The 25,258-nt window shown below is 42.8% G+C and carries 26 protein-coding genes; 3 read left to right on the top strand and 23 right to left on the bottom strand.

Annotated features, from left to right (window positions below):
- Window positions 1-177: 177 nt before the first annotated feature.
- Window positions 178-813, top strand: a complete 636-nt coding sequence (recU, locus tag PGH26_RS05830; RefSeq protein WP_323693062.1) for a Holliday junction resolvase RecU — start codon at window positions 178-180, stop codon at window positions 811-813.
- Window positions 813-3,611, top strand: a complete 2,799-nt coding sequence (locus PGH26_RS05825) for a PBP1A family penicillin-binding protein (RefSeq protein WP_323693061.1) — start codon at window positions 813-815, stop codon at window positions 3,609-3,611. Before recU ends, PGH26_RS05825 begins: the two co-directional genes overlap by 1 nt.
- A gap of 41 nt (window positions 3,612-3,652) precedes the next feature.
- On the opposite strand, the gene PGH26_RS05820 is transcribed toward PGH26_RS05825, so the two are convergent.
- The 15 genes from PGH26_RS05820 to PGH26_RS05750 all read right to left on the bottom strand — a co-directional run bounded on the left by PGH26_RS05820 (window position 3,653) and on the right by PGH26_RS05750 (window position 18,238).
- On the bottom strand, window positions 3,653-3,985 hold the full coding sequence (locus tag PGH26_RS05820) for a YpoC family protein (RefSeq protein WP_323693060.1): 333 nt from the start codon (window positions 3,983-3,985) through the stop codon (window positions 3,653-3,655).
- Window positions 3,978-4,628: an endonuclease III gene (nth, locus tag PGH26_RS05815; RefSeq protein ID WP_323693059.1), complete on the bottom strand. Its 651-nt coding sequence runs from the start codon at window positions 4,626-4,628 to the stop codon at window positions 3,978-3,980. Before nth ends, PGH26_RS05820 begins: the two co-directional genes overlap by 8 nt.
- Window positions 4,629-4,633: 5 nt before the next feature.
- On the bottom strand, window positions 4,634-5,347 hold the full coding sequence (locus tag PGH26_RS05810) for a DnaD domain-containing protein (protein ID WP_323693058.1): 714 nt from the start codon (window positions 5,345-5,347) through the stop codon (window positions 4,634-4,636).
- A gap of 27 nt (window positions 5,348-5,374) precedes the next feature.
- Window positions 5,375-6,670: an asparagine--tRNA ligase gene (gene asnS, locus PGH26_RS05805; RefSeq protein ID WP_323693057.1), complete on the bottom strand. Its 1,296-nt coding sequence runs from the start codon at window positions 6,668-6,670 to the stop codon at window positions 5,375-5,377.
- Between the two features lie 54 nt (window positions 6,671-6,724).
- Window positions 6,725-7,924 (bottom strand): pyridoxal phosphate-dependent aminotransferase, encoded by a 1,200-nt coding sequence (locus tag PGH26_RS05800; RefSeq protein WP_431312536.1) that lies wholly within the window; start codon window positions 7,922-7,924, stop codon window positions 6,725-6,727.
- A 31-nt stretch (window positions 7,925-7,955) separates the two neighbouring features.
- Window positions 7,956-8,441 (bottom strand): cell wall elongation regulator TseB-like domain-containing protein, encoded by a 486-nt coding sequence (locus PGH26_RS05795; protein ID WP_323693055.1) that lies wholly within the window; start codon window positions 8,439-8,441, stop codon window positions 7,956-7,958.
- A gap of 77 nt (window positions 8,442-8,518) precedes the next feature.
- Window positions 8,519-11,293: an ATP-dependent DNA helicase DinG gene (dinG, locus tag PGH26_RS05790; RefSeq protein WP_323693054.1), complete on the bottom strand. Its 2,775-nt coding sequence runs from the start codon at window positions 11,291-11,293 to the stop codon at window positions 8,519-8,521.
- 195 nt (window positions 11,294-11,488) lie between these two features.
- On the bottom strand, window positions 11,489-11,869 hold the full coding sequence (gene panD / locus PGH26_RS05785; RefSeq protein WP_323693053.1) for an aspartate 1-decarboxylase: 381 nt from the start codon (window positions 11,867-11,869) through the stop codon (window positions 11,489-11,491).
- A gap of 4 nt (window positions 11,870-11,873) precedes the next feature.
- Entirely contained in the window at window positions 11,874-12,740 is an 867-nt protein-coding gene (panC, locus tag PGH26_RS05780; RefSeq protein WP_323693052.1) for a pantoate--beta-alanine ligase, read from the bottom strand.
- The gene (gene panB / locus PGH26_RS05775; RefSeq protein WP_323693051.1) at window positions 12,737-13,576 is read right to left on the bottom strand and encodes a 3-methyl-2-oxobutanoate hydroxymethyltransferase; all 840 of its coding nucleotides are present in this window, start codon (window positions 13,574-13,576) and stop codon (window positions 12,737-12,739) included. Before panB ends, panC begins: the two co-directional genes overlap by 4 nt.
- A 240-nt stretch (window positions 13,577-13,816) precedes the next feature.
- Window positions 13,817-14,797 (bottom strand): biotin--[acetyl-CoA-carboxylase] ligase, encoded by a 981-nt coding sequence (locus PGH26_RS05770; protein WP_323693050.1) that lies wholly within the window; start codon window positions 14,795-14,797, stop codon window positions 13,817-13,819.
- Window positions 14,775-15,953 (bottom strand): CCA tRNA nucleotidyltransferase, encoded by a 1,179-nt coding sequence (locus PGH26_RS05765; RefSeq protein WP_323693049.1) that lies wholly within the window; start codon window positions 15,951-15,953, stop codon window positions 14,775-14,777. Before PGH26_RS05765 ends, PGH26_RS05770 begins: the two co-directional genes overlap by 23 nt.
- Window position 15,954: 1 nt before the next feature.
- Complete coding sequence (gene bshA / locus PGH26_RS05760) at window positions 15,955-17,091, bottom strand: N-acetyl-alpha-D-glucosaminyl L-malate synthase BshA (RefSeq protein WP_323693048.1); 1,137 nt, start codon at window positions 17,089-17,091, stop codon at window positions 15,955-15,957.
- Window positions 17,092-17,123: 32 nt separating this feature from the next.
- Window positions 17,124-17,921: a 4-hydroxy-tetrahydrodipicolinate reductase gene (gene dapB / locus PGH26_RS05755; protein ID WP_323693047.1), complete on the bottom strand. Its 798-nt coding sequence runs from the start codon at window positions 17,919-17,921 to the stop codon at window positions 17,124-17,126.
- Entirely contained in the window at window positions 17,918-18,238 is a 321-nt protein-coding gene (locus PGH26_RS05750; RefSeq protein WP_431312535.1) for a nucleotide pyrophosphohydrolase, read from the bottom strand. Before PGH26_RS05750 ends, dapB begins: the two co-directional genes overlap by 4 nt.
- A gap of 133 nt (window positions 18,239-18,371) precedes the next feature.
- Between PGH26_RS05750 and PGH26_RS05745 the strand changes: the two genes are divergently transcribed.
- Complete coding sequence (locus PGH26_RS05745) at window positions 18,372-19,244, top strand: YitT family protein (protein WP_323693472.1); 873 nt, start codon at window positions 18,372-18,374, stop codon at window positions 19,242-19,244.
- A 38-nt stretch (window positions 19,245-19,282) separates the two neighbouring features.
- Here PGH26_RS05745 and PGH26_RS05740 read toward each other — a convergent pair whose 3' ends face one another.
- From PGH26_RS05740 to PGH26_RS05705, 8 genes are all read right to left on the bottom strand, one after another.
- On the bottom strand, window positions 19,283-19,954 hold the full coding sequence (locus PGH26_RS05740; protein WP_323693045.1) for a zinc metallopeptidase: 672 nt from the start codon (window positions 19,952-19,954) through the stop codon (window positions 19,283-19,285).
- Between the two features lie 59 nt (window positions 19,955-20,013).
- Entirely contained in the window at window positions 20,014-20,637 is a 624-nt protein-coding gene (gene lhaT, locus PGH26_RS05735) for a lipoprotein heptaprenylglyceryl N-acetyltransferase LhaT (protein WP_431312534.1), read from the bottom strand.
- Between the two features lie 68 nt (window positions 20,638-20,705).
- Window positions 20,706-21,470, bottom strand: a complete 765-nt coding sequence (locus PGH26_RS05730) for a menaquinol-cytochrome c reductase cytochrome b/c subunit (protein WP_323693044.1) — start codon at window positions 21,468-21,470, stop codon at window positions 20,706-20,708.
- A 40-nt stretch (window positions 21,471-21,510) separates the two neighbouring features.
- Window positions 21,511-22,185, bottom strand: a complete 675-nt coding sequence (qcrB, locus tag PGH26_RS05725; RefSeq protein ID WP_025784873.1) for a menaquinol-cytochrome c reductase cytochrome b subunit — start codon at window positions 22,183-22,185, stop codon at window positions 21,511-21,513.
- Window positions 22,186-22,207: 22 nt separating this feature from the next.
- Complete coding sequence (locus PGH26_RS05720) at window positions 22,208-22,711, bottom strand: QcrA and Rieske domain-containing protein (protein ID WP_323693043.1); 504 nt, start codon at window positions 22,709-22,711, stop codon at window positions 22,208-22,210.
- 186 nt (window positions 22,712-22,897) lie between these two features.
- Window positions 22,898-23,344, bottom strand: coding sequence for a DUF2487 family protein (locus PGH26_RS05715; protein WP_323693042.1), 447 nt, complete (start codon window positions 23,342-23,344; stop codon window positions 22,898-22,900).
- Window positions 23,345-23,393: 49 nt separating this feature from the next.
- Window positions 23,394-23,948 carry a ReoY family proteolytic degradation factor gene (locus PGH26_RS05710; protein WP_323693041.1) on the bottom strand — a complete coding sequence of 185 codons (555 nt, stop codon included), beginning with the start codon at window positions 23,946-23,948 and terminating at the stop codon, window positions 23,394-23,396.
- Window position 23,949: 1 nt separating this feature from the next.
- Window positions 23,950-25,221: a tetratricopeptide repeat protein gene (locus tag PGH26_RS05705; RefSeq protein WP_323693040.1), complete on the bottom strand. Its 1,272-nt coding sequence runs from the start codon at window positions 25,219-25,221 to the stop codon at window positions 23,950-23,952.
- Between the last annotated feature and the right edge of the window lie 37 nt (window positions 25,222-25,258).

Below are 25,258 nucleotides of genomic sequence, written 5' to 3'. Positions count from 1 at the left end.
GCTTGTCACCTTTCTACTGCTTCTATTTTAAGTTTATCAAATTAGTGCTTTCAGTTCCAACATTGACGAACGTGTATTCTTCTCTGAAAGGACGGTCATTTTTCAATTTGCAACCTAATCAACGTTTTAACGTCTCAATATTGTGGTATGATACACTGATGATGTGAGGTGATTATGTTGGCGATACGCTATCCGAATGGCAAAAAATATACACCTGCTACAGCGAATGCAGTTGCCAAACCAGCGTCATTATCTTTCAGTAATCGCGGGAAAACGCTGGAAGATGAATTGAACGACAGCAACGAGTATTATACAAGCAGAGGGATTGCAGTCATTCATAAAAAACCCGTACCTATCCAAATAGTCAACGTCCGTTATCCAGCGAGAAGTGCGGCAGTTATTACGGAAGCCTATTTTAAAACTGCCTCCACAACGGATTATAATGGCGTGTGGCAGGGAAAGTATGTCGATTTTGAAGCAAAGGAGACGAAAAATAAAACTTCTTTTCCTTTACAAAATATACATGATCATCAAGTTGACCATATGTCTCAAGTACACGAACAAGGCGGAATTGCATTTTTAATCATACGATTTTCCCTATTAGATCGTTATTTCGTATTGCCATTTAAAAAGTTCATTGAAAAATGGACGCGTATGATCGATGGCGGCAGAAAATCAATTACACTTGCCGAAGTTGAAGAGATGTCAGTCGAAATTCAGCCTGGCTATCAACCGCGTCTTGATTATTTACAAGCTTTAACCGGCATTGTTGAACAAACAACCGGCGAACGAATCGAAAGGCAGGAATCCTAATGGATAATAATACTCCAAATTCAAGGACCGCACGCAGACAACAAGCAGAGGCGGAACAAAAATCATCACGTAAACAAAACAAAAAACCTAAAAAGAAAAAAGGTCTCATTAAGACCATATTTAAAGCAGTCGTCATAATTGGATTGCTATTCTTCGCAGCAGGGGCAGGATTATTTGCTTACTATGCTAGTACAGCGCCTAAATTAGATGAAAGTCTTTTAAAAGATCCGCTTTCTTCTAAAGTTTTAGACCGAAACGACAATGTCATCTATACGACAGGCAATGAAAAGCGTAAATATATACCTTACGACCAAATTCCAAAAGAATTGGAAAATGCGATTCTCGCAACCGAAGATTCCCGTTTTTATAAACACCACGGAATTGACTTATGGCGCCTTGGAGGTGCAGTCTTAGCTAACCTTAGAAGCGGTTTCGGCTCGCAGGGCGCGTCAACATTAACACAACAAGTTATAAAGAACTCTTTCTTCACGAATGAAAAAACATTGAAGCGAAAAGCCCAAGAAGCATGGCTCGCCTTTAAACTTGAAAGAAATTATTCTAAAGAAGAAATTTTTGAAATGTACTTTAACAAAGTTCTAATGTCTGGAAACAAATATGGATTCGGTACGGGTTCTGAATACTTTTTCGGTAAAGAGTTAAATGAATTGGAACTTCCCGAGATGGCGATGTTAGCCGGGATGCCCCAATCACCAAACGCCTATAATCCATTCAAACATCCTGAACGCGCACAAAAACGCCGCGACATCGTATTAAGACTTATGAACCAGCATGACAAGATTACAAAAGAAGAAATGGATACAGCAAAAGCAATCCCAGTCACTGCTTCACTTCTTCCTGAAGAAAAACGTGAGAAACCTATGGATATTAAATTCCAAGCATATATTGATATTGCTATGGATGAGCTTCAAAAAGCCGGTTACAAAGACATTGAGGCCGATGGTGTTACTATTCAAACGGCTCTCGATCCCAACGCACAGGAAGCAGTTGAAAAAGCACTTGCAGATAGCAGTAACTTCGAATCTGACACAATTCAAGCAGGTATGACGGTTGTCGATACGAAAACAGGCGAGATTGTTGCTGTTGGCGGTGGACGAGATTACAAATTATTTAACCACAATTACTCAAGTGACCAAAAACGACAGCCAGGTTCATCCATCAAACCAATTTTAGACTATGGTCCAGCCATTGAATACTTGAACTGGTCGACCGGTCAAACTATCGTGGATGAAAAAACAAAAGGCATAAAAGCAAATAATGTTGACGATAGATTCAAAGGTCCTATTACTATGCGACAAGCCGTGTACGAATCGCGTAACGTTCCAGCGATTAAAACATTTGAGGAAGTCGGTTCTAAAAACGCTGCCGAATTTGCCAATTCATTAGGGCTGCCAATTAAGAAATTGAACCAATCAGATGCGATTGGCGGAGGCGGCAATGATGTCTCTACCCAGCAAATGGCTGGTGCATTTGCTGCATTCGGAAACGAAGGAATCTATACAGCACCCCATGCGGTGAAAAAAATCATTTTGCGTGATGGAAAAACGGAAATCAACTTATCGCCAGATCCTGTCTCAGCAATGAAAGATTCTACTGCATATATGATTACCGATATGCTTCGTGATGTGTTAACTATGGGGACTGGTAAATCTGCAGCTATCCCTGGTATGGACATCGCAGGAAAAACTGGTACAACCAACTATTCTGCGGACGATAAAAAGAGATTAAATATCGGTAAAAATAGCGTGCCTGATTCTTGGTTTGCCGGATATACAACTGATTATACGATCGCTGTTTGGGGCGGACATGAGAAGCGGAATGAACCAATTGTCGGATTCCCTGGCGGACGCGATATGCCGAAGTCCCTCTTCCGTCAAGTGATGCGGGATATTACTTCTGGCAACAGTCCGAAGAAATTTAAAAAACCAAGCTCAGTCGAAGAAGCACCTATTGTAATAGGTTCACAGCCTCTTCAATTAGCTAGTCATTCAACACCGCTATATCTGAAGAGTGATGAATTATTTGTTCGCGGTACACTTCCTGAGAGTACCTATGTAGAGGAAGAACCAGAAGAAGTAACGGAACTGGAAGCACCTACTGATTTAAGAGCAGAATATGACGCGGATAATCAAGAGATCGAATTGAGTTGGAAACACAATGAACCTGATTCTGATGATTTTGATGATGATGTCACATTCGCAATTTCTGTTTCAGTAGATGGCGGAGGATCACAATCACTTACTGAAACAAGTGATGACTCCTTCACTTTTGGAAACGTTGAACCTGGTCATACGTATACGTTCTCTGTTATTGCAAAAGCAGGCAGTCTTGTAAGCTCCCCTGCCTCTACAACTCTAATGATTCAGGCAACCGAAGAAAAGCCTGAAGAAGAACCTGATGACCAAGATCAAGACGACTCAGATCAGGACAATGTGGATGATGGACAAAATAACGGCTCCGGTAACGGAGAAAATAACAGCAACAACAATAATAACAATGGTAACAACGGCAACAATGGCAATAATGGCAATACCAATAACGGCAATACCAATAACGGCAATAACAATAACGGCAACAATGGCAACAATGGCAACAACTCCGGAAATAACGGAAATGGCTCAGACGGAAATAACTCAGGAAATAATGGCGATGGTAACGGGGATGACGACTCTGGTGATGTCAGCAGCAACTCTTCGAATAATTCCAATTCCAATACAGCCAGTTCTTCGAAACCTTCTGCAACCAAACCGGATGATACAACAACTTCAGACGGTAACTGATAACAAAAACAGCGACTTCGGATAATCGAAGCCGCTGTTTTTTAATTGGCGATAAATCGGGCAATCTTCTTCCTTAATTCGGTATAGAGCAAATTCAACTGAATCAGCGCAAAAGGACTTACGACCTTATTCTTTATGAACTGAAGTCGCTCTTCCCCATTCAACGGTTCCATCTTCGTACGACGATCAGAACCGCCTGCCGGAGCACACATTTCAAGCAGCTCTTCATAGTTTGCAATTGCAGCTGCCATTGACTCCGATGCCTCAGATTGCTTCTGGTCATAAAGTTCTTGAATTCCAGGTTTTAAAGCCTCCCATTTATCAAAGTAAGGCATTATTTCCTCTTTCGATAGAGCGGGTTTTGAATTATCCATTCAATTTCATCCTCTTCTTTCCTTCTCTGCATACTGAAAGCAGCGGACATTCAGGACAGTTCGGTTTTTGAGCTTTACAATGATATCGACCGAAGAAAATTAGTTGATGATGTGTCTGTGTCCACCGTTCTCTTGGTGTCCACCTCATAATCTTCTCTTCAACTGCCAGGACAGAGTCTTTCCATCGGTTCATTCCCAATCGCTTAGAGACCCTCTCAACATGTGTATCGACAGCAAGTGCAGGCACACCAAAAGCATTTGAAACGACAACATTTGCTGTTTTTCTGCCAACTCCCGGAAGAGTTGTCAGCACGTCCCGATCTTCAGGTACTTCACCGCCAAATTGAGTGAGAAGCATAAGCGACAATGCTTGAATATTTTTTGCTTTATTGCGATAGAGTCCAATTGAACGAATGTCCTGTTGTAATTCCTCAATTGGCACTTCTAAATAATCGCCTGGCGTTTTGTACTTCTTAAATAACTCAGCAGTTACACGATTGACCAGCACATCTGTACACTGTGCGGATAAGAGGGTGGCCACTACCAATTCAAACGCATTATCATGTACAAGTTCACAATGCGCTTCTGGGAACATCTTATCGATTTCGTCCAAGCAATGGTTCCATTCGGTTTTAGTTAACATTCCCCTCACCCATCCCGCTGTTCAAGCCAGTTATATAAAGGGACACGTTTCACAGTTCCCTGTTCTTTTCCTTGGCGTATCGATTGTGTCGGTGACCTGAATGCTTTGGTTTGTTTTTCGACATCTGCAAGTGTCGTTACATTTTTCTTCTTCCACTCAAATAGGATACGATCGATATAACGCATACTAAGTTTTTGAGCAATGACCGCTTCTTTTAACGCAGCCTTAATAATGTCGATTCCATGATGATCCTGGTCAATCCACATGGCAATCGTTTCACATTCCATTGGTGAAAGAAGACGGCCAAACTCCTGTTCAAAAACGTGAAAAATTTGTCCTTCTTCTTCTTTCTCTGTTGCTTCAACTGTTTTATTCCGAATGGTAAGCTCACAGTCAATAACAGCCTCCCATAACGGGAGCAGCGAAAATTGTTCAAACAGAACCCCGTTGGAATCACTGGCTTGGTCAATTTTTAAAAATCCTTTTTGCATAAGACGCTGCAATACCTGGGAAACTTCATTTTCGGTAAGGTTCATCCGCGATGAAAAATCGGAGGGCGTCGGAAATTCAATATGTTGGGCGTGGTAGGCTTCCATTTGTAAAATGAGCATGGCATCTGAATCTTGGATACCCAGTTTTTTATAAGAGTTAAAAAAAAGCTGGGGAATTGTAACATTCCCCTGCTCGATCCACATCCGGAGCCGTTCATCTTGTTGCATATGGCGAACTCCTTCCTTGTTGCATTATTAAGGATACAAGCGGTTGAGAAGACGTGGGAACGGAATCGTTTCTCTCACGTGCTCTACGCCTGAAATCCAAGCGACTGTACGTTCTAGTCCAAGACCGAAACCAGAGTGCGGCACTGCGCCGTATTTACTTAACTCCAAATACCACTCGTAAGCAGAAGCATCCAATTGGTGCTCTTCAATACGCTGTTTCATGAGTTCATAATCATGAATACGCTCAGATCCGCCAATAATTTCTCCATAGCCTTCAGGAGCGATTAAGTCTGCACAAAGCACGACATCATCACGATCAGGGTGCGGCTGCATATAGAATGGCTTAATGCCGATTGGATAATTCATGATGAATACCGGTAAATCATAACTTTCAGCAATTGCAGATTCGTGAGGTGCTCCAAAATCGTCTCCCCATTGAATATCGTCGAATCCTTCTTTGTGAAGGAACTCAATTGCATCGTCATACGAAATACGCGGGAAGGGTGCTTGAATTTTTTCTAATTTTGAAGTGTCTCGGCCTAAACGTTCTAGCTCAAGTTTACAGTTTTGCAGGACAGATTGAACAACATGAGCTACATATTGCTCTTGTACTTCTAAACTTTGCGCATGTTCTACGAACGCCATTTCAGGCTCGATCATCCAAAACTCGATCAAGTGACGGCGAGTTTTCGATTTTTCAGCACGGAACGTCGGACCGAAAGAAAATACTTTACCGAGTGCCATAGCAGCTGCTTCCATGTACAGCTGACCTGATTGTGAAAGATACGCATCTTCATCAAAGTATTTCGTATGGAATAGTTCTGACGTTCCTTCTGGAGAAGATCCTGTCAAAATAGGCGGATCAATTTTGATGAATCCATTCATGTGGAAGAATTCATACGTCGCACGAATGATTTCGTCACGGATTTTCATCACCGCATGCTGCTTGCGAGAACGTAACCACAGATGACGGTGATCCATCAGGAATTCAGTTCCGTGTTCTTTAGGAGTGATTGGATAATCTTCTGCAGCTTTAATTACTTCAATCCCTTTGACTTGGAGCTCATATCCGAAGCTCGAGCGCTCATCTACAGTAACCTCACCTGTTACATATAAAGATGTCTCTTGAGTTAACCCTTTTGCAGTTGCAAAGAGTTCTTCACCCGCATCTTCTTTTACTACAACTCCTTGAACAAATCCAGAGCCATCACGTAATTGTAAAAATGCAATTTTACCACTCGAGCGCTTATTGGCAAGCCATGCACCCATACGTACTGTTTCGCCTTCATGATCAGGCATTTCGTGAATCATAATCGTTTTCATAAGAGCCTCCAAGTTTTCTCTAGGTACGTGTACATCCACCTAGTCAGTTTTCAATCAATCGTTCCATTTCTCTTTTACAAATTTGTCAATACGGCGCACCGCTTCTTCCAGCAAATCAATAGAAGTCGCATACGATAATCGGATTGTTTCCTCTGAACCGAATCCGCTGCCTGGAATGACCGCCACATTTGCTTCTTCCAGTAAGGCTTTCGCGAAAGCATCCACGTTTTCATATCCAGTATGCTTTACAGCTTCCGATACATCCGGAAGTAAATAAAATGCACCTTGAGGCTTAACCGTGTGGAAACCAGGGATTGCTTGAATTTGCGGATAAATCCGCTCCAGGCGTGAACCAAAATCTTTCCGCATCATCTCTACCGCATCCTGGGAACCATTATACGCTTCAATTGCTGCGTATTGTGAAGTAGTTACAGGATTAGATGTCGAATGGCTCGCAAGGTTCGTCATTGCTTTAACGACTTGCTCATTCCCTGCAATGAAACCAATTCTCCACCCTGTCATCGAATGAGATTTTGAAACTCCATTGATGATAAAAGTACGCGTCTTTGCATCTTCAGACAGCGTCGCAATTGAAACATGCTTCGCAGTGCCATAGACAAGTTTTTCGTAGATTTCGTCTGAAATGATCCAAATATCATGCGTTTCGCAAACTTCTGCAATTGCTTTCAGTTCTTCTTCTGTATACACCATCCCAGTGGGATTGCCAGGTGAATTCAAAATAAGTGCTTTCGTTTTTGATGTGATGGCTTTTTCGATTTGGCCAGCCGTCACTTTAAACTCTGCTTCAGCCGTTGCTTGAACGATCACAGGAACTCCGCCGGCAAGTTTCACTTGCTCCGGATAACTCACCCAATACGGTGCAGGAATAATCACTTCGTCCGCTGGATCTAAAATTGTTTGGAACAATGTGTATAAAACGTGTTTTGCACCAATTCCAATCATGACTTCAGTCCGTGTATACGTTAAGCCTTGATCCTTTTCCAACTTCCCGATGACAGCATCCTTAAGTGCAGGCAGACCGCCGGATGGTGTGTACTTCGTCTTGCCTTCTTTCATCGAACGCCATGCTGCTTCGAGTATAGGTTCAGGTGTGTTGTAATCAGGCTCTCCTGCTCCAAGACCGATTACATCGATTCCAGATTCCTTCATCTCTTTCGCCTTAGCTGTAATCGCTAAAGTTGTTGAAGGTGAAAGTGTCATAACTCTGGATGCTAATTGCTTCGCCAAGTCCATCGCTCCCTTTACCAGTGCGTTCATGCACTTCCTATAAGTTTAATATTCGCTTTTGCCACTGACCGTCTGAAAATGAGACATATACGTAATTCAGCTTGTTTGCCTCATTTTTGAAAGCGACTTCCCATACAGCAGCATCATCTTCCATACCTAGTTTAACATGGATGAGTTTGTTGACGTCCATTTCTTGTTTCACGGAAGTTAAGGCTTGTTTCGATGTGATGCCCTTTTTCAGGACAAGCACTTTAAAATCTTTTTCCGTTTTTGCTTTCTCATTTACGAAAACGGCTTTTGCAACGTCCTTGTCATCCTTTCCAAAGACGACTGTCAGAGAGGTTGTACCGTTATACACTTCCGCACGATCCACTTCCGCTAACAGACCGGCATCCAATACTTTGCCGGTCGCATTCTCTTTAAGAGAAGAAGCTGGTTCATATGCTTTGTAAAAAACAAATGATGTCAATGCAAGCGTAAGTGTGAATAGAAAAATGATGAAAAACTTTATCCAATTAACCATGATTTCACATCCCGCTTAAATGGGTTTCTATTGACTTGGATACGCAATCAGATTGCGATCCATCAAGTCCGATACACTCATTTATTATAGCAATTATTAAGTTCATCTACCATACGTGCAAGTGACACTTTTTTAACAGGTACATCAGGCAGTGCTTCCAGAAACTTCTTCCCATATGATTTCGTTTCAATTCGACGATCCAAAATGATGAAAAAACCAGTGTCTGAAGAGGAGCGAATCAGTCTACCGAAACCTTGTCGAAGTCTTAGAATCGCTTCAGGTAAAGCATAAGCCGTAAAAGCGTTCTTCCCCATCTTGTTCAATTGAGCAGTCTTTGCTTTAAAAACAGGTTCAGTGGGAGACGAAAATGGCAAACGCACGATAATAATCGCAGATAATGCATTTCCAGGGACATCTACTCCTTCCCAGAAGCTGTTTGTACCGAACAATACCGCTTTTTCGTATTGTCGAAAGGATTTTAGCAGCCGATATCTGCTGCCTGAACTGATCCCTTGGGCGATTAGTGCATAATCTTCCAGCAATCCGCTGTCTGAAATAAGTTCATGTGTTTGATTAAGCATATCTTGCGACGTGAAAAGAACAAACAGTCTTCCTTCCGTTACCATGACTGTTTGGACAATCGCCTCAGCTACTTCCTCCACATATTCCTGTTGTGCAACTTGTTGAATGTTCGGCATATCATCGATTAGAAAAATTTGAGCTCCTGTATAGAAGTGTTCGGGAGCAAGCAATTTCATTACGGGCACCTCAGGGGCCACACCTAATTGCCGAGCAACAAAACGCTCATCACTTTTCACCGACAGCGTCCCTGATGTCCAAATCACGCCTTTTTCCTTAGAGAAGAATGAATCCAACGCTTTGCGGATAACAGGTGCACTGTCAATTGGACTTTTTATGACTGTGAGGCTTCCTGGAATACTTCTTTGATCTTGTTCAATCCAAACGGTACCGCCAGTTTCCTGATCAAGGAATAATTCAACCCACTCACCAACTTTCACCCGGAACTCATCTATCCAATAGTGCCACTCTGCAAGAATTGCCTGTTCCTTATTGGATAGACTTTCCACTTCCCGGTCTAATCGTTTTACGTAGGCCGAAGCTGTTTCAATGAACTCATTCATCGATTGAAAAACTGTTTTAAATAGGGTTGAATCTGCAGAGATGTCTTCTAAAGCGATATGAATTCGACTCCCTTTCACATGACCCCTTTGTGCTGATTCCGAACCGGTTAGCAGTTGAATTGCAGCATCAAATGCAGAAGTGAACTTATCGAATTCGGACGATAGGTTCGAGCGCTCACGTGATCGATGTAACCTTTTTCGTATAAGGATTTCTTCAATGCGGCGACTGATTTGATCGTCTGCTTCAGAACCTATTTGCCCCATAACATATTTCCAATTTGTATAAGAGAAAATGATTTCATTTGTCTTATACGCAGCATGAATAAACTGATGGGCTTCATCGATGATGAGTCCGCTCGATTCTCCTACAATTTGTTGCTTACTGGAACCATCGCTTAGAAGTAATGCATGGTTCGTTATGACAATATCTGCATGACGGCAATTTTCTAAAGCAATCTGGTGATAATCCACTCCGATTTCATCTTCTGCAAGAACAGAAGACCTTTTACGGATTCGATCGATATAGAGCATGCCCCCGCCAGAAAGATTGAGCTCATTAAGATCCCCTGTCATGGTTTCTGTAAGCCAGACCAGGAGCTGCATTTCAGTGAATATATTATCATAGCTCGATTCACCACTAAGCAAGAGCTCTGCAAACTTCATAAGCGAGATGTAATTCGACCGGCCTTTCAGTACAGTAGCTCGAACTGGAATAGATAACGCTTTCGATACAACATCAATTTCTTCCGCCATAATTTTATCTGCTAAATGGTTCGTATACGTACTCACAATGACTGCCTTTTTAGTTTCAACTGCGCGTACAGTTGCTGGGAGTAAATAGGACACTGTTTTACCGATTCCTGTAGGGACTTCAACCATTATTTCCGTACCTGACTTCAAGGACTCCCAAGCTGCGTCCATGAATTGCAGCTGTGCGCTCCTGGATTCGTAGGAAGGATACGCTTGTATGAGCAACTGGTCTTTTTCGTCAAGGCTTGTTGGATAGACTATTTTTCTCGGGCTCAGTTCTTTCATTAATATAGCTTGACGGTATGGAATACCGCGGAATTGTGAAAAGTGCGGGTTTAAGGTCTTCTTTCTGTTTTCCACCAAAGCTAAATAAAAAATCACCGATAGATCCGTTTTCATCGAAAAAGAACGCTTATGTAAACGAGCAAGTGTTTGTTCTGGAAGACATGTCACTTTCTCAATACATTTGAGGAGTAAATTAGCTGTTGCTCTAGCATCGTCATCTGCACGATGAGCAGCGGAAAGTTCGATGCCAAGTTCTTCCGTTAATTCCTTTAGCCGATAGCTAACAGCTGAAGGAAACATGATTTTCGAGAATTCAACTGTGTCAATCTGCTTACCTTGCCAGCGAGGAATGCCGCAACGTTGAAATTCTTTTTGCAAAAAAGTCAAATCGAAGTTCGTATTGTGTGCAGCAAACATCCAGCCATCTAATAAGTCTCTTACTTCATGAGCAATTTTTTCAAATAACGGGGCATCTTTCACATCGTCTTTTGTGATATCAGTAAGTTCTTGTATAAAGACAGGGATTTCCTGACCGGGATTGACAAAGCGGACATACTCATTTGTAAGTATGCCGTTTTCAATGAACATGATGGCAATTTGAATAATCCGGTCTCCTTTTTCAGGTGAATGACCAGTCGTTTCCAAATCGACTACTGCAAATTTTAGATTTTCCATGGTTTCATCAACTTCCTGTATCGGTTTCCTACTGCAGATTGTACCATATATTCAAGGAAGGCTCTAAAGGAAGGCTGTCCTGATGACCATAAATAAAAAAGCTGCCCAGAAAGCCAGTGGAAACTGATTTCTGGATAGCTTAAATTGACGAATTTAATTAGTACTTGCAATTTTTTTGTCCCGGTAATAATTTGTTTAAACAATTACTCCGTGAGATTCTTGAATAATTTGTTCGATGTTATTGTGCTGATCCATTAAAAGAACAGCAGGCGCATGCCGCTGTGCTTCTTCGTTCGACATAAGGGCATATGCGAGGATGATGACGATATCTCCTGGCTGGACGAGTCTTGCCGCAGCACCGTTGACACAGATCATGCCGCTGCCTCGTTTTCCTGGAATCGTGTACGTTTCAAAACGCTCCCCGTTGTTATTATTAACGATCTGAACTTTCTCGTTCACTAAAATATTAGCTGCATCCAGTAAATCTTCGTCGATGGTAATGCTTCCTACATAATTCAAGTTTGCTTCTGTAACTGTCGCGCGGTGCAGCTTGCTTGTGAGCATAGTACGAAACATAGTTTTAGCCTTCCCTCTTAAAAATAATGTTGTCGATTAAACGTGCTTTTGAAAATTGTACGGCACATGCAAGGATCAGTTCGTCTGACATAGCATCCGGCTCTTCCAGTTGCGGGTAAGTCAGCATTGAAATATAGTCAATGGTTCCTGATGTCTTATTCTTTATCTGCTCTGCGACAAATTGCTCGACTGCTGTAATTTCCAGACCTTCATGAAATAAGATTACCGCCTGTTGCAGCGCTTCATAAATTGCCGGTGCTTCGTTGCGTTCAGAGATTGATAGGTTAACATTACGAGAGCTTTTTGCCAAACCATCCTGTTCTCGGACGGTCGGAACGCGGACAACAGTTGCCGGACAGTTGAAATCCCGGAAAAATGTTTCAATAATCGCAAGTTGCTGGGCGTCTTTCATACCAAAGTACACAGAATCCGGCTGCACAATATTTACAAGTTTCAACACCGCTTTTAAAACGCCGTCAAAATGACCTGGCCGGGATGCCCCGCATAAGCGGTTTGCCAAAGGACCCGGCACAATGCGAATCCCCCCGTCTGACGGATACATTTCATCCACCTCCGGACAAAATACAATATCTGCACCCGCTTTCGCTGCCAGCCTGATATCAGCATCTAAATTTCTAGGATACGCATCAAAGTCTTCATCTGGTCCAAATTGGGCGGGGTTTACAAATATGCTGACGGCCACACAATCGTTATTCTTTTTCGCTTCTTGTATTAAAGTTAAATGACCTTCATGCAGAAAACCCATCGTCGGTACAAATCCGATATTTCTGCCTGTTTCTTTAACAGACTTTTGCCACTCAGTCATCTTTGAAATTGTAGTTGCAGATCGCATAGGTGTTGTCTTATTCACTTGTTTGCGCCTCCATACAGATTCACTAGTTCTTCTTCCTTCATCGTAAACTGATGCCGCATGTCAGGGAATATCCCTGTTCGCACAGCGTTTGTATATGCTGAAATTCCTTCTTGAATTACTTTTCCCGCATCGCTGAAGCTTTCTGCAAATTTCGGCAAACGATGTTCTCCATATTTTACAAGATCGTGGAAAACGAGAACTTGCCCGTCTGCTGCTGCCCCCGCACCTATACCAATGATTGGTATATTCACCGCTTTAGTCAATTGTTTCGTCAACTGATGAGGTATGCATTCCACAACAATCATACATGCACCGGCTTGTTCACATAACTCTGCATCATCCAGTAGCTTCCTTGCAGCATCTGCAGTTTTTCCTTGTACCTTGTATCCTCCGCTTACAGATGCAGATTGTGGCAGCAGTCCTAAATGAGCAACGACTGGGATACCCGTGCTTGTTAGCAGCTGAATCGTATTTAATACTTCATCAGCCCCTTCAACCTTTAATGCATCAGCCCCAGTTTCTTGGAAGACACGAATTGCTTCAGACAAGATACGGTCTTGTGAACCTCTAAATGTGCCAAAGGGCAGATCGACAACAAGAAACGTGTCCTTTGCTCCGCGTCGAACTGCTTTCCCATGATGTACCATGTCATCAGCAGTCACATACACAGTTGAAGGATATCCTAAAACAACCATTCCAAGAGAATCCCCCACCAGCAAAATATCAACATCCGACTTTTCAGCAAAAACAGCTGTCGGGAAATCATATGCTGTCATCATGACAATTTTTTCACCTTCAGTTTTCATACGTTTCATTTCAGTAATCGTTTTCATTGTTCTTCTCCTCTCCTCTTAAGGAGAAAACCAAAACATAAAAACCCTTCTAGTCATAAAAAGACAGAAGGGTTGTGTAGGATATCGTCATAGGTTTCCTCCGTCCCTGTCAATATGATCAAGGCAGAAATATTCATTTGGCGGTGCAGTGCTGATCTTACGGGTGCGATTCAAAATGATATCGCCCTTCTAAAATACTATAACATCTCGGACGGCTACTTGCCAAATGGTTTTCACTGTTCAGATAATATGAATATCTGCTGAATAGATTCCCCGTATTGACCCGTCGTCAAGCACGACTTCCAGACGGCCATCTTCAGAGATGCCTTTGGCAGTTGCTTCGTACGTATCTTGCAATGTAGAAATGCGTACACGTTTGCCAATGGAGTCCGCATAACTTTCCCATAAAATTTTAATGGGAGCAAATCCTTTTTTTACATACAGCGCTACATACAGCTCCAAGTAATCCAATACTTTAGCTGCAAGCTTCGGCCGGCTGAGAGGCTGCCCTTCTTCAATACAAAGTGATGTGGCAATTGCACGGATCTCTTCCGGGAAATCCTCCAGCTGCTGGTTGACGTTCATGCCAATACCGAGGATGATCGCCTTAACCCGATCAGGGTCTGCTTGAAGCTCAGTCAGGATCCCTGTCAGTTTCCGGCCATTCACTAAGATATCATTCGGCCATTTAATTGCAGGTGTGACTTCTGTCAGTTCTTCAATTGCACGGACAATGGCAACAGCAGCCACAAGCGTCATTTGCGGGGCTTGCTGCGGTGTCAGCTCAGGCCGCGTAATGACACTCATCCAGATCCCTTTTCCAGCTGCAGATGACCAAGGGCGTGAAAGCCGGCCTTTGCCGGCGGTTTGTTCATCCGCAATAATAACAGTCCCATTCGGTGCACCATTTTGAGCTTCTTCGTGTGCCAGGATTTGTGTTGAAGGACACGTTTCAACATGACGCATGCTGCGTCCATAGTTTTCAGTTTGAAGAAACTGTTGTATTGCGGAGGGCGCTACAGTGTCAGGTGAACTGATCAAATAATATCCTCGTTTTCGAATCGTGCCAATCTCATATCCTTCACTCTCAAGTTCTTTTACATATTTCCAAACAGCAGTGCGAGATACACCATACTCATCTGCAATTTGCTGTCCTGACACGGGATTGTCTTTTCCTGCTGACATCCGTTTCAGCAGCTCACTCTTTACATTCGTATTCATGTGAAAACCATTCCTTTATCGCATTCTGTTCGTTCGGAACTACTTGATGCAGCACAGCGTGTTCAATAGCTTGAATCGCTTCTCCCAGCCATTTTCCCGCTTTTTTGCCTGTCCAATCCATTAGCTGTTCACCTCTTACCGATAACTCATGCTTGGAATGGATCGGCAAGCTCTCCATTGCCTCCTTAATCGCACTATTACTGATTGGCATTAGGTCGGTGAATGCAGCAATCATCTTCTCAACAGATACTAATGTCGAATACGCCGCTTCGTAATAATCATCGGTTGTGTAAGTGCGCTGCTGTCTGATTTCAAAGAACTTTTGTACCGTTTTTAAATACATACGTTCTTTGTTTGATAATCTGTATGCTTTTACCACTATAGATACATCAAAATTCCCTGCAAGCATTAGAGACACCCATCCATCAAGTGAATTCTGGAAAGGGGCACATTGTAACCACGCCTCATGTTGTGCGGGGAATAATGGAAGTTCCCGTGATAATTTGGTATCTGCTAATAACTTCAATGCTTGCTGGGCAAACATTCCTCGAAACAGTTTGTCAAATTCCGCTTTAATCCGCTCAATTGAAAGACTTTTTATGGTGCCCGCCAGTTCTGAGATGGAAGCCCGTGTCGAAGACTCCAAGGTAAAACCTAAAACGGACACAAACCGGACTGCGCGAATCATTCTTAGTGCATCTTCACTAAAACGTTCGCTGGCATTCCCAACAGCCCGGATGGTTTTTGCAGACAAATCTGCACGGCCATTAAAGGGATCTACCACTTCTCCGGTAATTCGCAGCGCAAGGGCATTGATGGTAAAGTCACGTCTTTTAAGATCCTCTTCTAAAGATGTTACAAACTGAACCTCATCCGGTCTTCGATTATCTGAATACGTACCTTCAGTCCGGTAAGTTGTCACTTCAACTGGTTCACCTGATTCAATGACCAGTACCGTGCCATGTTCCGTTCCTAGATCGATTGTATTCGAGAATACGGATTTTACTTGTGCAGGGGTGGCGGAAGTAGCAATGTCAATATCCGTCGGCTCTTTTCCAAGCAGATAATCTCTGACGGCTCCTCCTACAAACACTGCCTCATAACCTGCTTCGTTCAATCGGGTAATTACTCTACGACTTTGATGAGTTCCAAACATATTAGCATTCCTTCTTTTTCAAATCATAATACAGCTTTTCATATTGGCCTACGATATGGTCCGATGCGAACTTCCCTTTCACAGTTTCCAACGCATTTTCTTTCATCATTTGATGAACCTCACTGTCACATAAAATTCGAAGCGTTTTTTCTGCAATGGCATCTGGATCGCCAATCGGCACTATATGCCCATTAACGCCTTCTTCAATCACTTCAGGGATACCTCCAGCCGTTGTACCTACTGCCGGAACCCCGCACGCAAACCCTTCTAATAACACAAGCCCGAATGCCTCTTTTTCCGAAGGGAGCACCATGACATCACTAATGGACAAAAGCTCAGGCAGGTCGTCGCGTCTGCCTGTGAATACCACTTCATCCGTAACACCAAGCATGTCCGCCAGTCTCCGGATTCTAGGCATTTCAGGGCCCTCACCTACCAATAGAAGCTTAGCAGGAACCTTCTCTGTAATTTTCGCAAAGGCCCGAATCAAGTCCGGAATGCGCTTGACGCTTCTGAAATTCGAAATATGGATGATTACTTTTTCATCCTTCTGAATATCGAATTCCTCCCGTACAGATCCTGCCGCTACTGGGTGATACGTTTCTTCATCAATGAAATTGTAAATCGTCAAGATTTCTTTAGCGGGCTCTATCAGCTCAATCGTCTCTTTTCGAAGAGAGTCCGAAACGGCAGTAGTAATATCCGATTTATCGATTCCATATTTGACTGTGTTACGAAGTGCTGGATCATGACCAAGGATCGTCACGTCGGTTCCGTGCAAGGTGGTAATGATTCCTATATCTGATTGGATCATATCTTTTGCCAAGACCGCCGAGACGGCGTGCGGCACTGCATAGTGAACGTGGAGCAAATCCAAGTGCTGTTCCTCTATAACTTGGCCGATACGATTCGCGAGCGCGATATCATAGGGCGGATATTTAAAAACTGCGTATCCATCTATCCGGACTTCGTGAAAATGGATATTTTCATGCGGCTCATTATACCGAAATGGCAGACTGGACGTAATGAAGTGAATTTCATGACCTTTTTCCGCCATCTTTATAGCAAGCTCGGTTGCTACCACCCCGGATCCTCCTAAGGATGGATAGCAAATGACTCCTATTTTTAATCGTTCCATCCCATCATCCCTTACTATAAAAAGTTCCTTACTTAGATAAGTTGCTCCAATCCATTGACAAATTGATGATGACTTACAGATTCGCGGACAGCTAGAAGAACGCCTGGCATGAAACTTTTACGATCAAACGAATCGTGTCGTATAGTTAACAGCTCGCCCTCTCCTCCAAGCAGTACTTGCTGATGCGCAAGTAAGCCCGGTAAGCGCACACTATGGATTTTCATTCCTTGTACGTCTGCGCCTCTTGCTCCGTATGCATTCACTTGTTCATCAGGATGTCCCTGTAAATGCGGTGTTCGTACGTCAGAAATCATATCAGCTGTCTTAACTGCTGTACCTGAAGGAGCATCCAGCTTTCGATCGTGATGCATTTCAATAATTTCAACATCTCCAAGATAATGTGCAGCTTGTGCAGCAAATTTCATCATTAATACTGCACCGATTGAAAAGTTCGGAGCCAAAATACAAGATAATCCTTTTTGTTCACTCATTATTTTCAAATGATCAATCTCTTCCAGCGTAAGGCCCGACGTACCTATAACAGGGCGAATACCGAGTGCAATCGCTTTTTGAGCATTCGGAAATACTGCTTCCGGATCCGTTAGGTCGAGCAAAACATCTGGTTTTTCTGCTTCTGCCAGTTCAGCAATGGAAGTATATACACGAACACCTGATGGCTGCTCTATCAGTGTACCCCCATTTATGTACCAGCCATCGTATTTATAATCTAGAGCGCCTGCAAACACCATGTCAGGTGCTTCAGTGATTGCTGCTGCTGCAGTGCTTCCCATTCGTCCTCTGGCACCTGCGATTGCAACCCGGATTGTCATTCGATCTCCTCCTTTTTAGTCCAGCGATCTGCATCCCGTGTTTTAAACTTATTCAAAACCGTATCCAGTGCTTCTGTCAATTCGATTCCTTGTGCGTTCGCAAAACAGATAAGGACAAATAACAAATCTCCGGTCTCTTCAGTTAACGTGCTGGCACTTTCGGAACTTTTCTTTTTCTTCATCCCATGCACGTGCTGTACTTCCCGAGATAATTCACCTAATTCTTCAGTTAAACGGGCGATGAGCTCCATTGGCGGAAAGTATCCTTCTTTAAAGCTGGATATGTATGCATCCACCTCTTTTTGCATTGTGTACATTGTTTTTGGTTCACTCAACTCGCTCACACCTTTCTTTACTTATCGTATTCATTCATCTTCCTATTGTCAAAATATATTGGATGGCTGATAATAACACTAGTGCTTTTAGGAGAGTGATGGGATGTTTAAGGATATGTTCAAGGATATTAAGATTAAAAATTTGTTTTTCATCGTCCTCGGTGCAGCCATTTTCAGCTTTGGTCTCGTTCATTTCAATATTCAAAACGAGTTAGCCGAAGGCGGTTTTACAGGAATTACATTGATTCTATTTTTCGCTTTCAAATGGGATCCTGCAATTATGAACTTAGTGCTCAATGTTCCTATGTTCATTATCGGATGGAAAATGCTTGGTAAACGAATATTTACCTATACGGTAGTAGGAACAATCGCAGTTTCTGTATTTTTAAAAGTGTTTATGAAATACCAGATCGATATCCATCTTGAAGGGGACATGTTCCTCGTTTCGTTATTTGCGGGGATTTTTGTCGGTGTCGGTCTCGGGATCATCTTCAGATTCGGAGGCACTACAGGCGGTGTAGATATTATCGCACGCCTTGCACAAATTCATTGGGGATGGAGCATCGGTAAAACGATGTTTATGTTTGATGCTGCAGTTATCCTAGTCTCGTGGTATGTCTATCTTGACCATCGTTCTGTTATGTACACACTGGTTGCATTGTTTGTCGGTGCTCGTGTCATTGACTTCGTACAAGAAGGTGCCTACGCTGCAAGGGGTGCGTTCATCATCTCAGATCATCAAGATGCCATAGCCACCAAAATCGCTCTTGAAATGGATCGCGGTGTGACCGTATTCAAAGGTTATGGACACTTTACAAAAGCAGATCGCAGTATTTTATACTGTGTCATTGCAAAAAACGAAATTATGAGAATGAAAAATATCATCACTTCAATAGACCCGCATGCCTTCGTCTCTGTATCAGACGTTCATGATGTTATGGGAGAAGGCTTTACCTTAGATGATAAGAAACAACCGATTCCCCGATAAAAAAAAGCCCAGCGCTGACAATCAGCGTGGGCGTTTTTTTAGTCCCGATTAAGAAAAATCGTAACAAGACGAAGCAATTCAAGCACTGCTACGGCAGTCGCTGCAACATAAGTCATTGCGGCTGCACTTAATACCTTTTTCGCATGGGGTTCTTCTTCGTTCCGAATGATTCCAAGTTCCACAATTTGAGTCATAGCACGGCTGGAAGCATTAAATTCAACAGGCAATGTGACAACCTGGAAAACAACTCCAACTGCCATCATAATAATCCCGATTCCAAGTAAACTGTTCATGCTCGAGAAAATCAGCCCCGCCATGATAAAGAACCAGCTGGCATTCGAAGTGATTCCGGCTACAGGAGCTAGACGATGTCTAAAACGAAGGAATGCATACGCTTCTTTGTCTTGAATCGCGTGTCCCACTTCGTGTGCGGCTACAGCTGTTCCTGCAACAGATGCTTCGTGATAGTTCTGACTCGACAGCGCAACAATTTTAGTGACCGGATTGTAGTGATCGCTTAAAACTCCTTGTGTTTCAACGACTTTTACATCTTGCAATCCATTGTGATCTAAAATTAGACGAGCAACTTGAGCACCGGTCATCCCAGATGTAGAACGTACCTTTGAATACTTGTTATACGTACTTTTAACTTTGAACTGTGCATACAATGGCAGCAAAATAATGATGCCTAAATACACTAAGAAATTCAACGGTTTCTCACCCTTTCTCTACTCTCTATTTTAATGTGCTTGAAAGTGACTCGCAACTTTTAAGATACTAGCTGACTAGTCTCTGTTACAATTTTATGACGGCGCTTCCAATTCCATACCGCGAGTCCTATACAAGCGATGGATAACCAAAAAGTGAAGTAGCCAATTTTGTCCATAACCTTCATCAAGTCCCCATAAATAGGCATCTGCCCAAACACATAGTCTATGATGTCATTATGCAACGTCCATATAGCAGCAATCATTATTGATAGGAACCCGAATTTATAGTTACTCCAATATAGCACTCCCTGCAGAGCCATAGCCCCATGAGAAATGACAAGCATCCATCCGGCTGCTCCAATTGATCCTGTTTCGTTCAGTGTGAGCAAGTTCATCACAACTGCCCACACCCCATACTTCACTAAGGTAATGAGTGCAAGAGCTTCGAATAATCTGAAGTGTGTATTCAACAGCCAGCCAATAATGACAAAACAGAAGAATAGACTCGCTGTTGGACTATCCGGTACAAATATCCAAAAAATCGGTTCTGTAATTTCCAGCTGCCACATGTACCAATCGTAACCGTATACCGTTCCAACAATATTGATGAATAAAAGAATCCATAAGAATGATTTATGAAACAACGTCATGCGTACCCAAGTTATTGCCAGCTGCAATTCTATCACTCCATATGTTGCAGAATGCGTTTCTATGTATAGAAAAAGGAGCCAGTTTCCTGACTCCCTCTTTGTTATTCTTTTCCAAGATTCGAGATGAACTCAGCCATCGTTTTCAAATCTTCATCAGAACCATCCCATTGACCTGGAGGCATTGAACCAATCCCGTCATGAGCGATCTTTTCAATATCTTCAGGTGCAAGGCCAGTATCTGTCAGCGGAAGACCCAATCCGCCTTGGAACTGATCACCGTGACAACCGATACAGGACGAACCCGTATAAATCTCATAGCCAGGCGCAGTTTCGTCGAATTCAACTTCTTCAACGATTGCTCCTTGTGCCGCTGCTTTTTCCCAGTCATGGTTCACTACAGATTCCCATGTCAGATAGAAAATTGCTGCAAATGCCAGTAGCATGAAGCCAGTTGGCAATGGACGTTTCCATGGACGGCGTTCTTTCGAAGTATCCATGAATGGAACGAGCATAAGTGCACCCACTGCAAGTCCTGGAACAACAATTGCTCCAATGACGTTGAATGGACCAGACGCAAATTCATACTTCAGCAACTGGTACATAAATAGGAAGTACCAGTCTGGAAGAGGAATGTATGTCGTATCCGTAGGGTCCGCTTGACGCTCAAGCGGAGATGGATGTGCAAGTGTAATAATCAAATATCCAGTTAAGAAGATTGCTCCAACCATCCACTCTTTCAAAAGGAAGTTTGGCCAGAAGGCTTCCGTCTTACCCGGATATTCGGAATAGTCTTTAGGTGTGTTGGACATTCGATTCGATTTAATACGTGAATCTCCAACGAATTTCATACCTTTTCCGTGCTGCATCTTGTTCCCTCCTTAGTGAGAAATCAAGGATTCCCGTGTTTTACAACGGTCCGGAAATACCTTGTCTTCTGATCATGATAAAGTGTGCTGCAAGCAATCCAAGAAGTGCTGCAGGCAGGAAGAATACGTGGATCGCAAAGAATCGCGTTAACGTTTGAGCTCCAAGGATCGTCGCGTCTCCTGCAAGAAGGATCTTAATCCACTCACCTATAAACGGAACAGAACCTGCAATCTCAATTCCTACTTTTGTAGCAAATAAAGCTTTCATATCCCATGGCAATAAGTATCCTGTGAATCCAAGACCTAAGATGACAACGAACAAAAGAACGCCGACAACCCAGTTCAATTCACGAGGCTTCTTATAAGCACCTGTAAAGAATACACGTAATGTATGTAGGAACATCATTACAATTACGAGAGAGGCTCCCCAGTGGTGCATACCACGCACGATTTCTCCGTAAGCAACTTCGTTTTGAAGATAATAAACGGATTTCCAAGCATTTTCTATATCCGGTGTGTAATACATTGTAAGGAACATACCAGATAAGATTTGGATTACCGTGACGAAGAATGTCAATCCTCCGAAACAATAGATGAATGCAGAAAAATGATGTGCGGGGTTTACGTGTTCGGGTACTTCATGATCAGCGATATCGCGCCAAATCGGGGTGATATCAAGCCGTTCATCGACCCAATCATAAATTTTGTTCATCAATTTGATTGTACCCCCTGACTAATTAGACTAATGTGTTCGGCATTGTTTTACCGAGATGGACAAGGCCGTCAATAACTTCAACTTCATACTGGTCAAGTGGACCAGTTGGCGGAGTACCGGGAACGTTCTTACCGTTCTTCTCATAGCGGCCTCCATGACAAGGACAGAAGTACTCGTTAGGGTGTGTATCATCGCCTGCCCAGTTTACTGTACAACCTAAATGTTTACAAACAGGAGATAGTGCGATGATTTTATCGCCATCTTTATAGACCCAAGCAGTGTTTGAAACGTCTGATTTGTACCAAGCATCTTTACGGTCTTTGATCGTATAATCGACGCGTACTGGCGTTTCTGTAACATCATCTGCTTTTTGATCCGTTGGGATAAAATCGCCACCTTCTGATGATGCTAAAACCGGGTCAATTGCAAAGCGAATCATTGGCATTGCTGCTGCTGAGACCATGAATCCGCCGACACCCATCAATGTGTAGTTAAGGAATTGGCGTCTAGACACTTTGCTGCTCATTCATTTCCCTCCTCTTACTCCAAAGTCAGTCCAACGGACATACTTTTGCTAATTGTTAATACTAGGACATATCTATAATATCCTACCGTCACTTGAAATTCAACGTTGCATTTGTGCGCGTTTTCTGTTTGTGAACAAATAATGAATTTTTCTCAATTACAATTCACAATTCCTTCTACTGATTACCTATTTTATCCATTCCTCAGTTAATTGAGGTAACAGCTGCTTCAATTGGTCCTCTAAAATAGATTGTTTTAGCCGATCATCCATATTTTCAATTGGAATGGCGGGCAGCCATAATACTTTTCCTGGCATTTCAATGCTTGTCCATTGAGAATCCGTTGTCATATAAAAAATATGTTTAAAAGAAGATTTGGAGAGGTCATCTGACAGCACTTCACCAAATTGTTGCAGCTCCATGGAAGGTGTGTATGCAAAAGGCGGCGCAACCATAATTCGTCCTTTAAATTGCAGTTCTAAATAGTCCGCTAAATTCATGAGGAAATCAGTTGATGATGCGCTCGCCTTCATGCGTTCTTCAACAGTCTCCACTTTTAGAAGCGGAACTACCAATGTATCTATGTACTCTTTTTGCTGCAGAAACAAATTCATGTCAGAAGCGTTCCAATTCATTATATCCGACCTTTCCTAGAGAAGAATGACTCCATCATAGTAGATGGAGTCAGCGCTCTTCAAATACTTTCAATTCATTCAGCATAGCAGATAGTGCCAAAAATTGCTCTTCATCATTAGCATCAAGTGCTTCATCCACATGCTTCATTAGTGTTTCTTTCGTCATCGTTGTTACACTTTCCTTTAACAGCTGCTGAGCAATTTGGCGATCCCGTTCACTGACTTGCTGATCCATTGGAAAATACGGATTCTCTTCAAGTACACTCGCATATTGCGGTGAACTATTGCTCTTTAGGAAGTTAAGCTGAATGAACATTTTTTCATCCGGATGCAATCGCAAATCGTGAAACGACTTCTCCGCATCCGTTGTCATCAGACTCCCCTTGTAAAATCTGAAAGGCACACCATTCGAGTCTGTTGTCGAAATCACCATCGCCCTTGGACAAAAATGTGCGTCGTCTGTGAAATGGACATTTCTCAAAATCTTCTCATGGCTTAATAAGTAATTCAAAATCCAGACACATTCCCGGCGCTTTAAACGATAGCGCTTTAAAAACCACCTAATGAAATCTTTTTTGGCAGCGACAGGAATCATGGCTTCCATCTTACGCCTCCTCTTCTTCCTGATCCTCTAGAAATGATGTCCATTCAGGATGATCCGGTACAAGTGCCACCAGTTCCTTTACAATGTTCATCGCTTCCGATCGTTTCCCTTCTTCTAGCAAGAATTTCGCGTATCTTTCCAGAAATTCCGGATCTTCCTTCATGCCAGTGTATGCCAGAACGTAAGAATGGTATGCCTCTGTGTACCGTTCCAAGTTTTCCTCAGCATATGCTTTAAATGCAGCGAGTAAAGGAATTTCCAATTGCTCTTCGGATGTATCCCGAAGGAGTTCAAGCAAGTTTTCGTATTGCTCTTGTTGTTCAAACAAAGAGGCCAGAGAGATTCGTGCTTCTACGTATTCAGGATCTAATGCAAGTGCATCACCCAAGTACCGCTCTGCTGCATCGGATTTTCCTAACTTCAAAGCCGCTTTACCAGCAGCAAGATGAAGTTCTTTATCGAATTCGTCCCTGCGTATTCCTTCTGTAAAGAATGTGAACGCTTTTTCATTTTCTTCTAGTAACAGACTTGCCTGACCTGCAAGCATATATGCGGAGAAATAATCAGGATCCATATCGATTAACTGATCCAAGTGCCGCAAAGCCGGCTGCGGATTTCCACTTTGATACTGACTGTAAGCTGCCCCGAAAAGCGTGTCTGGTAGTACATCGCCTTGTTTTAATAAGGATTCGTAGTAAGGAACCGCCTCTTCGTATGCAGCACCTGCGCTATACGCCTCAGCAATGCGCGCTTCTATGGATGCTCCGCCAACTTCATCCACCCCGCGCTCTTTCAGCTGCAAATAAAGACGGGCGGCCTCTGAATATTTGCCACTCTCCAGCAGAAGTTCTGCTTTTGCAAAACGGATGACCGGCTCTTCAGGAGCGAGAGCTGATGCTTCTTCAATTTTAGCAAGTGCAACTTCCGCCATTCCAATGGTTTGATAATAATCAGCTAACAACAAGAGTGCTTGAAGATATTCCTCTTCTTCTGAATGGATATCCGTTAAGAGTAAGAGCGCTTCATCTTCTCTTCCCAGCGCCATCATAGCTTCTGCCCGATCTATTTTCAGTTGCCCTGCATCTGGCATATGAGCAAGTAACGCATCATATAACTGATCCGCTTGAGGAACGAGACCGTACTCCATAAGAAGAGTTGCGCTGTCATAAACCGCATCAAATTCAGTGCTGTTTGTCAGTTGCTTTACTGTCTCTTCAATCCCTTGCAGATTGCCATTCGTAATCATGTTTTCTAACTGTTGTACCTGCTCCATAGTTTCTCCTTTTTTAACACGTTGTATACAAAAATCG

Source organism: Sporosarcina jeotgali (assembly GCF_033304595.1).
GTDB lineage: Bacteria > Bacillota > Bacilli > Bacillales_A > Planococcaceae > Sporosarcina > Sporosarcina jeotgali.
Note: the sequence above shows the minus strand (reverse complement) of the source record. Positions and strands in the feature narration are given on the sequence as shown.

Bases quoted from the DNA above. Each gene is read 5' to 3' on its own strand.
- panD (WP_323693053.1), bottom strand. From the start codon at position 11,869: ATGTTTCGTACTATGCTCACAAGCAAGCTGCACCGCGCGACAGTTACA.
- PGH26_RS05710 (WP_323693041.1), bottom strand. From the start codon at position 23,948: ATGGAAGCCATGATTCCTGTCGCTGCCAAAAAAGATTTCATTAGGTGG.
- PGH26_RS05745 (WP_323693472.1), top strand. From the start codon at position 18,372: ATGTTCAAGGATATTAAGATTAAAAATTTGTTTTTCATCGTCCTCGGT.
- panB (WP_323693051.1), bottom strand. From the start codon at position 13,576: ATGAAAACGATTACTGAAATGAAACGTATGAAAACTGAAGGTGAAAAA.
- dapB (WP_323693047.1), bottom strand. From the start codon at position 17,921: ATGACAATCCGGGTTGCAATCGCAGGTGCCAGAGGACGAATGGGAAGC.
- bshA (WP_323693048.1), bottom strand. From the start codon at position 17,091: ATGGAACGATTAAAAATAGGAGTCATTTGCTATCCATCCTTAGGAGGA.
- PGH26_RS05825 (WP_323693061.1), top strand. From the start codon at position 813: ATGGATAATAATACTCCAAATTCAAGGACCGCACGCAGACAACAAGCA.
- PGH26_RS05765 (WP_323693049.1), bottom strand. From the start codon at position 15,953: ATGTTTGGAACTCATCAAAGTCGTAGAGTAATTACCCGATTGAACGAA.
- nth (WP_323693059.1), bottom strand. From the start codon at position 4,628: ATGTTAACTAAAACCGAATGGAACCATTGCTTGGACGAAATCGATAAG.
- PGH26_RS05715 (WP_323693042.1), bottom strand. From the start codon at position 23,344: ATGAATTGGAACGCTTCTGACATGAATTTGTTTCTGCAGCAAAAAGAG.
- PGH26_RS05820 (WP_323693060.1), bottom strand. From the start codon at position 3,985: ATGGATAATTCAAAACCCGCTCTATCGAAAGAGGAAATAATGCCTTAC.
- PGH26_RS05730 (WP_323693044.1), bottom strand. From the start codon at position 21,470: ATGCAGCACGGAAAAGGTATGAAATTCGTTGGAGATTCACGTATTAAA.
- PGH26_RS05705 (WP_323693040.1), bottom strand. From the start codon at position 25,221: ATGGAGCAGGTACAACAGTTAGAAAACATGATTACGAATGGCAATCTG.
- dinG (WP_323693054.1), bottom strand. From the start codon at position 11,293: ATGGAAAATCTAAAATTTGCAGTAGTCGATTTGGAAACGACTGGTCAT.
- PGH26_RS05720 (WP_323693043.1), bottom strand. From the start codon at position 22,711: ATGAGCAGCAAAGTGTCTAGACGCCAATTCCTTAACTACACATTGATG.
- PGH26_RS05810 (WP_323693058.1), bottom strand. From the start codon at position 5,347: ATGCAACAAGATGAACGGCTCCGGATGTGGATCGAGCAGGGGAATGTT.
- PGH26_RS05795 (WP_323693055.1), bottom strand. From the start codon at position 8,441: ATGGTTAATTGGATAAAGTTTTTCATCATTTTTCTATTCACACTTACG.
- PGH26_RS05750 (WP_431312535.1), bottom strand. From the start codon at position 18,238: ATGTACACAATGCAAAAAGAGGTGGATGCATACATATCCAGCTTTAAA.
- PGH26_RS05800 (WP_431312536.1), bottom strand. From the start codon at position 7,924: ATGGACTTGGCGAAGCAATTAGCATCCAGAGTTATGACACTTTCACCT.
- PGH26_RS05770 (WP_323693050.1), bottom strand. From the start codon at position 14,797: ATGAATACGAATGTAAAGAGTGAGCTGCTGAAACGGATGTCAGCAGGA.
- asnS (WP_323693057.1), bottom strand. From the start codon at position 6,670: ATGAAAACGATTATGATTCACGAAATGCCTGATCATGAAGGCGAAACA.